This window comes from Corallococcus aberystwythensis (assembly GCF_003612165.1).
Taxonomy (GTDB): Bacteria; Myxococcota; Myxococcia; order Myxococcales; family Myxococcaceae; genus Corallococcus; species Corallococcus aberystwythensis.
Window position 1 is genome coordinate 1 of record NZ_RAWK01000553.1, and the last position, 773, is coordinate 773.

General features: G+C 73.0%; 1 protein-coding gene. It reads left to right on the forward strand.

Annotated features, from left to right (window positions below; genetic code table 11):
• Positions 1 to 773: TonB-dependent receptor (locus D7W81_RS41400; RefSeq protein WP_497747192.1), on the forward strand; the 773-nt coding region annotated here is incomplete at both ends.

Consider the following 773-nt stretch of genomic DNA (forward strand, 5'->3'; position numbering starts at 1 on the left):
GCCAGCCCGCGGCGACGGGCTTCTTCCTGGACGGCGTGCGCATCCCGATGCTGTACCACCTGCTGCTCGGGCCCGCGGTGGTGCACCCGGACTTCATCGACACCGTGGACTTCTATCCGGGCACGCCACCGGTGCAGTACGGCCGCGTGCTGGGTGGCGCGGTGGAGGGGCGGCTCAGCCGTCCTCGCGAGGACCGGCTGCACTTCACCGCGTACGCGGACCTGCTCAACGCAGGCGGCTTCATTGAACAGCCCTTCGAGTCCACCGGCACCAGCGTCAGCCTGGCGGGCCGCTTCAGCTACTCCGCGCTGCTCATCTCGCTGGCGACCCAGGTCTTGCCGGAGGTGGATGAGGTGCACGCGGGCTTCTGGGACTACCAGGCGCGCGTCGAGCAGAAGGTGGGCCAGGGCCGCCTGCGCCTGTTCGCGCTGGGCAGCTCCGACGACGTGGGCATCGCGTCCGAGCTGCGGAGGCGGGCGGACGGGGGCACCGTCGCGTCGCGCTTCCACCGCATCGACCTGCGCGGCACGCACCCGGTGGCGCAAGGCGAGGGCGAGGTCGGCGTCACGCTGGGCTGGGACGGCCTGGGCCTCACCGGCGAGCAGACGCGGAGCAACGCCGCGGGCCAGCTCTTCCGCGAGAAGTCGGGCGAGTACGGGCTGAGCCAGGTGAGCGTCGCCGCTCGCGCGGGATGGCGCCGCGCGCTGACGTCCTCGCTCGACCTGGCCGTGGGCGGGGACGTGGAGCACCGCCGCTCCGCCACCACGCTCACC